Annotated in this window: 2 protein-coding genes and 2 tRNA genes; 1 reads left to right on the forward strand and 3 read right to left on the reverse strand. The window is 38.7% G+C overall.

The genetic code is table 11. The annotated features are described in order from the left end of the window. Window positions 1–64 precede the first annotated feature (64 nt). The 3 genes from ACE01N_RS17480 to ACE01N_RS17490 form a co-directional block, all read right to left on the reverse strand. Window positions 65–1558: an ATP-binding response regulator gene (locus ACE01N_RS17480; RefSeq protein WP_380591817.1), complete on the reverse strand. Its 1494-nt coding sequence runs from the start codon at window positions 1556–1558 to the stop codon at window positions 65–67. A 458-nt stretch (window positions 1559–2016) separates the two neighbouring features. Continuing rightward, window positions 2017–2102: transfer RNA gene (locus tag ACE01N_RS17485), tRNA-Leu, on the reverse strand. A 149-nt stretch (window positions 2103–2251) separates the two neighbouring features. Further along, a tRNA-Gly gene (locus tag ACE01N_RS17490) sits at window positions 2252–2324 on the reverse strand. A 281-nt stretch (window positions 2325–2605) separates the two neighbouring features. On the opposite strand from ACE01N_RS17490, the gene ACE01N_RS17495 reads away from it, so the two are divergent. Then, window positions 2606–8094, forward strand: a 5489-nt coding sequence (locus ACE01N_RS17495) for an Ig-like domain-containing protein (protein ID WP_380591819.1), incomplete at its 3' end; no start/stop codon positions are given.

Below are 8094 nucleotides of genomic sequence, written 5' to 3' on the forward strand. Positions count from 1 at the left end.
AATAAAAGCCGGAAAATTCAATGAGTTTCCCGGCCTGATATTTTGTGTGAAATTTTACTGTAGCTTATAAAAATGCTTTTAGTGTTTTAAACAGATCATTTTGCCGGATGGGTTTGGAGATATACTCATTAAACCCCATCTCCAGAAATTTTTCCTTATCACCGGTGAGAGCAAATGCTGTTAACGCTATTACAGGTATGGATAATTTCCTTTTCCGCATTTCCTGTAGTGTGTCCGCGCCACTTTTTCCAGGCATTTGTATATCCATCAAAATAAGATCGATGTCCGAAATTGTTTCCATGATCTTAATGGCAGAATCTCCTGAATTGGCAAATAAACAGGTTACGTTGGAGTTTCTTAAGGATAAGCGGATGTATTCATATATTTCTTTGACGTCATCTACGATCAGTATCTTTTTATTTGTCCAGGGACTTACAGGCTTTTTATATTTATTTTTTCTGGCCTTACTGAGTGGCGCATTAACCTGTTCGTAAACCGGCAGTCCAAAGGAAAATGTTGTTCCTTCATGCTCTACTGAAGTGAAGTTGAGGCCAGTTCCCATCATATCTGCAATTTTCTTTACAATATGTAATCCGAGGCCGTTGCTGCCATATGGTTTATTGTATATTTCTTCGTCCTTTTTAAATAGATTGAAAATGCCATCCTGTTTTTCTTTGGGAATGCCGATGCCAGTGTCGCTAACAAAGACGTCTATGGTTTTAACCTGTTTAATTCTAAAACCAAAAGTAATTTTTCCGGTATGAGTGTATTTTAAAGCATTATCAAGCAGCTGAGTTAAAATCTGTTTTAGTCTTAGCTTATCCGCCGTTATCAGGACATCTCTTTTTTCGGGTAAATCAATTTTAATAGTGACATCGGTTTTTCTGGATCGCTCAAGTTCACCCTGATACTGGTTAAACATATCTAAAAAAAGTTGTTCAGGATCGAATACTGATTTAACCAGCTCCATCTGTCCGGATTCAATTTTAGAAATGTCAATAATATCGTTAATAATCTGAACCAGATTTTCAGTATTGCGCTCTATGATCCTGGCAAAACCCCTTCTGTCATCATCCGAAAAGTCTTCTTCTATCATCATTTCGGCAAATCCGGAAATGCTGGTTAAAGGAATGCGAATGTCATGGGCCATATTGGCCAGAAAAGTTGATTTTAACTTATCGTTATATTCTGCGGTTTCCTTGTCCCTGACCAATGTGTCAATTTGTTTTTCAATTTCAGAACCGTTAAGGAGTGTTCCTATGATTCTGAAATCATTGGCCCGGGCTACCTGTGCGTTTACAATGAATGTTTGTTTTCTGGTCTTTAGAATAAAATTCTTAACCGGAAGTTCTCTTGAACAGTCTTCCAGTATTTCTGAAAACTGATGTTTGTTCTGAACCTTTAATGTATCTATAAAGGTTTGGAGAGATAATGTTTCTGAAATTGTTTGTCCAGGTGCAAATTCCCAATTGGAATTAACTTTAATTTCAGATGATCTTTTGTCATATGCAAACCAGCCTTCGTTAAGCTGCATGACAACTTCTTCTATAAAATCCATGCTTACAATATTAAATTGTTAGTTTGGAGTTCAGACTTTGAGAGATGAGGCATTATTAATTCTATCATGCAAATATATAAATAATTTGTTAAATTAAAGCGTTATTGTAAATAAAATGTTAAAAAATTATGTATGTGTATGATATTCTGCTTTTTATAGTTGTTAAAATTTTAAACATGATGAAGCGTTATTTATAATTCTATGCATCATATAATCTGGTTTTTCAGAATTTTAACGAAGGATAAACCTTATATATTGTCCTTAATTATATTATAAATATTAATTTAACAGTTGGAGTAAGGCAAAGATTTCTTAATATTTCTGTAAAGTATTTTCAGTCCTCAGGACCGGCCTTCCAGATATCGTATCTTCACTGGGATTTCGCTATGCTACACTTCTTTTTCAGATAGGTTAATATAAAATAAAAAGGCTTCCATATTAAAATGGAAGCCTTTAAGTGCCCAGGACTGGACTCGAACCAGCACGACCTAAAACGGTCACCAGGCCCTCAACCTGGCGCGTCTACCAATTTCGCCACCTGGGCATAAGTATTTTTCTACTTGCATTTGCACTCCCTTATAGTGTGCAAACAGGTATAGTTGAATCCGGATTTCTATTTAATCGATATTAAATATTTTTAATTACACCCGGATAAAAAAATGAGAAACCTTTCGATTTCTCTGAATTTTTTTGAGCGAGAAACGGGACTCGAACCCGCGACCCCAACCTTGGCAAGGTTGTGCTCTACCAACTGAGCTATTCTCGCATTATTTGATTTGAATTCTCCTTTGAGATCCTGCATTTATGCCTGTTTAAAGGGAGCTATTATTTAAATGCGGGGCAAAAATAGAATATTTTTTCTTACGCACAAAATAATTAGTAAAAATTTAATCAAATATTTCCTGAGCCATTTTTTAGGTTAAATCCTTTGTTTATGCACGTTATAAAAGCGTTTTCTTTTTGCTAAAAATGTTTTGAGTTGTGGATTTTTTTTGTTTATTTTGGAATTGTTTAACATATTAATAACATTGACTTATGTACCTAAGCATGTTAACCAGAAAGAATCTAGCGTTGTTTTTGTTTTTAAGCAACATATTTTTTGCTTATTCACAATTAGATACGATACATTATTTACCTCCATTATATGCCAATACAATCGTTGAAAAGGATTTTGGGGAGCAATATGTTGTTTTGTCAACTAATGAGTCTGTGCCATTTACTGTCACGATGTTCAATACTGCAGGAAGATCCCAGCAGGTGCAAATTTCCAAAAGTCAGCCGCAGATAGTTGATCTTGGTTATCAACAGGCTGCGTGGGGAGTTATTGATAAAAGTAACTTAAATGCTGCACTGGATGATCACGGGATGGTATTGGTAGCTGAAAAACCTTTTTTTGTGAATGCCAGGCACCGTTCAACGGTACAAGGTTTAATGTTGACAACCAAAGGCAAGGTTGCAGCCGGACTGGATTTTTATACAGGGCATATTTACACTGTTTATGGCGAGAATGCACGACCAAGAAACCACTTTGTCTCCATTATGGCAACGGAGGACAATACACAGATTACCATCAGTAATCCTGATGCAAAGTATTTGGACCATACCACTAACAGTTTTACAATTACTTTAAATCAGTATCAGTCTTATGTAGTTGCAGATGAAATTAATCTGCATACATGGACCGGAAGCCCTTATGATGCTGCTAATATTATCAATGCGAATGCCATTAACGGCTCCCATATAACCAGTGATAAACCTATAGTGGTGAATACCGGATCATGGCTGGGCGGTGGTTCATCCACTGTACAGGATATTGGTGGCGATCAGATTGTACCTGTTGAGTATGTTGGGAAGGAATATGCAATTAATAAGGGGCGTGGATCAACTCTGAATGAAAAGGCTCTTATTGTAGCTACTGCAAATAATACTACAATCAGTGTTAACGGTGCGATTATAACCACATTGTCAAATGCTGGAGATCATATATTTCTGGATGATTCTTATTTTACAGCGTCAGGATTGATGTATGTGGAGTCTTCCGAGCCTGTTTATGTGTACCAAACGCTGGGAGCAGATAACTCAGATGCAGCCATAGGTATGAGTTTTATTCCACCGTTGAATTGTATGGCTAATACAAAGGTAAATATACCTTTTGCCACACAAATGATTGCTGATGTGGATATGGCTGATCCAAACGGAAACAGTCCCATCCTTTCTCTGGTTACCAAGGCAGGATCAAACTTTACAGTAAACGGAACAGGGATATCAACAATTTTGTCAGGATATCCTAACAATAGCGGCCCAAATGTAATTACTGGTACGGATTGGGTTAGTTATACCATATCGGACTTTAATTTTACGGGATTCACTCCAACAGGCGACTGGAATTTGGAGATAGATGCAGAACATGCCATTAATGCTTCGTTATCCGTGAGAGATGATCTGATTGGGGCAGGATGCTACTTTTCGGGGTTTGGAGATAATCCACTTTTAACAAAGGAACCACTTGTAACAGGAGGTACAGCTTGTTATCCTAATAATGCGATATTGAGAGCAAGTGGATTTCCATCTTATGAGTGGCAGCTTGGGTCTAATTTTATTACAGGGGAATCGGATGACAGTCTTGTTGTTAATGACTTGGGATTTTACCGTGTACGGGGTGTAACAACCTGCGACGGGCTTACTGTAACTTCTAAGTTCTCAGAATATGTCGAAATAAATCCTTGTGTTGCCATAAACGATGTTTCTGTAACAGAACCATCAACTTCTCAGGATGTTACTTTTACGGTTACCCTCGGTACAGTATATGCACAGGATGTTTCATTTACTTATCAGACAGTAGCAGGTACAGCTACTGCATCGCAGGATTTTACATCTAAAACAGGAGTGATAACTATACCTTCCGGAAGTACACAAGCATCAATTAATGTTTCAGTTTTACCAGACGGTGTAGATGAATATGATGAACAGTTTACCGTTGAACTTACGAATCCTGTTAATTGCGATTTTTCTAACCCGGTGGGAACCTGTACAATTATTGATAATGACGATCCGGGTTCATATAGTTTTGCGTCTGCAAGTATTTCTGTGAAGGAAGGAACAGACACTGCTGCTGTTTTTACAGTAAATCTGGATGAAATAAGCGAAAAGTTAACCTGGGTACGCTATGTTACGAATGATATAAGTGCAATAGCCGGTCAGGATTACACGTCGGAAGCCGATACACTCTTTTTTGCTCCGGGAACCACTACCGGAACAATTTCTATTCCTATACTTAATGATGATATTTTTGAACCGGCTCTGGAACAGTTTGTGCTGAATATTGCTGAAGCCGGGAATCTTGCATTTAACAACCTGGCATCCAGTAAACTTGCCCTTATTACAGATGATGATTTACCTGTATTCTTTTCTGTGCTTGATACACAAGCTATAGAGGGTAACGATCTGAATTTCTGGATCACTATTGATAAACCTTATGCCATAGATCTTGCCATCGATTATGCAACACAGGATGATCAGGCTACGACTGCAGATAATGATTATACTCCGGTGACAGGTACAGCAACGTTTCCTGCAGGTACAACAGCTGTAAAAATAAGTGTGCCAACCGGTGATGATGAGACAGATGAAAACGATGAGAACCTGAAATTCAATTTGTCCAATTTACCATCTCCACATGCATTATATAATAAACCCAGTGCAAATGGTTTAATTATAGACGATGACTGTACTCCAATTGCTGTGCCAGATGCATTTACCACAGCAGAAGAGACACTTCTGAGTGGCGTATATGTTCTGGATAATGATCAGGGATTATGCGATACACCTTTAACACTCGCAGTTGTTAAATTGCCGGGTCATGCGCAGACTTTTAATTTTAACGTTAATGACGGTGAGATCGAATATGAACCTGTTTTAAACTTCTTTGGAACGGATACCATTTCTTATTCCATTACAGATGCTGACGGTCAGAACACCCAGGAAAATGCAGTAATTACAGTTACCAATGTGAATGATGTTCCGGTAGCTGTGGATACAGCTATGACATTTAACGAAGATCAAACTGTAACCTTTTCTCCACTTGAAAACGATTTGGACATTGATAGGTCCGGGTTATCCCTTGTTAGTATTTCTTCTGTATTGAATGCAACAGTAACTATAGACGCAAATGGAACGGATCTTCACTTTACTCCGGATTTGGATTTTAGTGGCGTAGTAACATTTGATTATACTATGGAGGATGGTGAGGGCGATCAGGCAACTGCAACAATAACCATTACGCTTAACCCGGTAAATGATAATCCAGGGGCAGTTGATGATAATGTGACAACAGATGAGGACGTGCTAAGTATTGCATTTGATCCGCTTTTGAATGACTACGATGCTGATAACAGTGGATTATCAATGGTTTCTGTTGGTTCACCCGTAAACGGTACTATTATACCTCAGGGAGGTGGGATATATAAGTATCAACCGAATCTGAACTTTAACGGTATGGATTCAGCATCCTATGTGATTCAGGATGGGGAAGGTGATCAGTCAACAGGTAAGATTTATTTTACAGTGACGCCTGTCAATGATCCACCGGTGGCAGTTTTAGAGAACCGGATTACCCAGGAAGACACACCTGTAAATATTAAGGTGCTCACCAACGATTCAGATGTGGATGGCAATCTTTCACCATCCGGAGTTACCATTACACAGAATCCGACCCATGGTACGGTGGTAGTTGAAGCTGATGGAAGTGTGACTTATACACCCGATGCCAACTATTTCGGTCAGGATAATTTTTACTATAAATTAATTGACGATGCCGGTGCAGAGTCGAATACGGTAATGGACAGAATACTGGTCTTTCCGGTAGATGATCTACCCATCGCAGTTAACGATACTGCAACAACAATTGAAGATGCAGTATCTCCACTGATTGTATCTCCACTGAATAATGATTCAGATCCTGATAATTCAGGTCTGATTCTGTCGATCGTAAATCCACCAGTAAATGGTTCAGCAATAATTTTCGGTGATAATATATTGTATACCCCAAATGCAGATTATTATGGTATGGATTCTATCCTTTATCAAATAAAAGAAGTTGGTTCAGGAGGTGGAATCGCACAGGCATACATTATTATTACCGTTACTCCGGTTAATGATATTCCTGTAGCAAACGATGATAATGCTACTGTGCTTGAAGATAATTCTGTAGATATTTCAGTACTGAATAATGATGATGATCCGGATGCCATGGGATTAACCATTGTTTCTGTGTCAGATCCTGCAAATGGTACTGCAACAATTAGCGGTAATCAGATACACTATGTACCAGATCCTAATTATTTTGGGCCTGATTCATTTACCTACACAATTGAAGATGGTCAGGGAGACCAGGCAACAGCAAATGTTTATATTACTGTAAATCCGGATAATTCTGATGCCCCGATAGCAAATAATGATTTTGTAACTACCTCAGAAGATACCAGTGTTGATGTGAATCCAGTTCTGAATGATGAGGATCCGGATCTCAGTGGGATAACGATGAGTATTGTTTCAGCGCCAGTTCACGGAAATATTACATCTGTAGCAGGTAATCTGATCACTTACGCTCCGGCTGCCAACTATAACGGACAGGATACCATCGTATATCAGATTCAGGAAAACGGGGCAGGTGGAAGTACTGATCAGGGACTGATTATAATTACCATTACTCCGGTAAATGACATTCCGGTGGCAAATGATGATAATTACACTATTAACGAAGATGTTACTACAGATTTTGATGTGATCGCAAATGATGATGATCCGGATTTTAACGGACTCACAATCGTATCATTGGGAACACCGTCACACGGTACTGTTACAATCGTAACCAACCAGATTCATTATGTGCCCGATGCAGATTATTATGGAAGTGATTCATTTACCTATACTATCGAAGATTATAATGGTGATCAGGCAACCGCAACTGCTTTCGTAGCTATTAATGCGGATGATACGGATGCACCGGTTCCTGCAGATGACACAGTAACTACTGATGAAGATGTGGCAGTTGTGATCTCTCCGTTAACTAATGATTATGATCCTGACGGAACAGGATTGACGATAAGTATTTTGACTGCTGCGGATAGTGGTTCTGTTGTGATCTCAGGTTCGGATCTGACTTATACACCGAATGCAAACTTCAATGGCCTGGATTCTATCCAGTATCAGGTTGAAGAAGTAGGTGCCAATAATCAGACAGCCACTGCATGGATTCATATAACCGTGACTCCGGTGAATGACCTTCCGGATGCAATTGATGATACTGAAATCGTACTTGAAGATAACAGTATTAATATTGATCCTTTGGTAAATGACCTTGATCCCGATCGCGGTGGATTAACCATTACGCATATCACCGGACCAGTAAATGGAACAGGTTCCATTAATGCCGGATCAAGCATAGATTATACACCGAACGCAGATTTCTTTGGTTCAGACTCCATTATTTACACCATCAGCGATTTAGATGGCGATCTGGATTCAGCGGTTATCAG

Source organism: Quyinboa ferrireducens (assembly GCF_042436675.1).
Lineage (GTDB): Bacteria > Bacteroidota > Bacteroidia > Bacteroidales > UBA5342 > JBHJHP01.

What these genes read in the sequence shown, in the direction of transcription:
- ACE01N_RS17480 (WP_380591817.1), bottom strand. Translation starts at nt 1,558, where the DNA reads ATGGATTTTATAGAAGAAGTTGTCATGCAGCTTAACGAAGGCTGGTTT.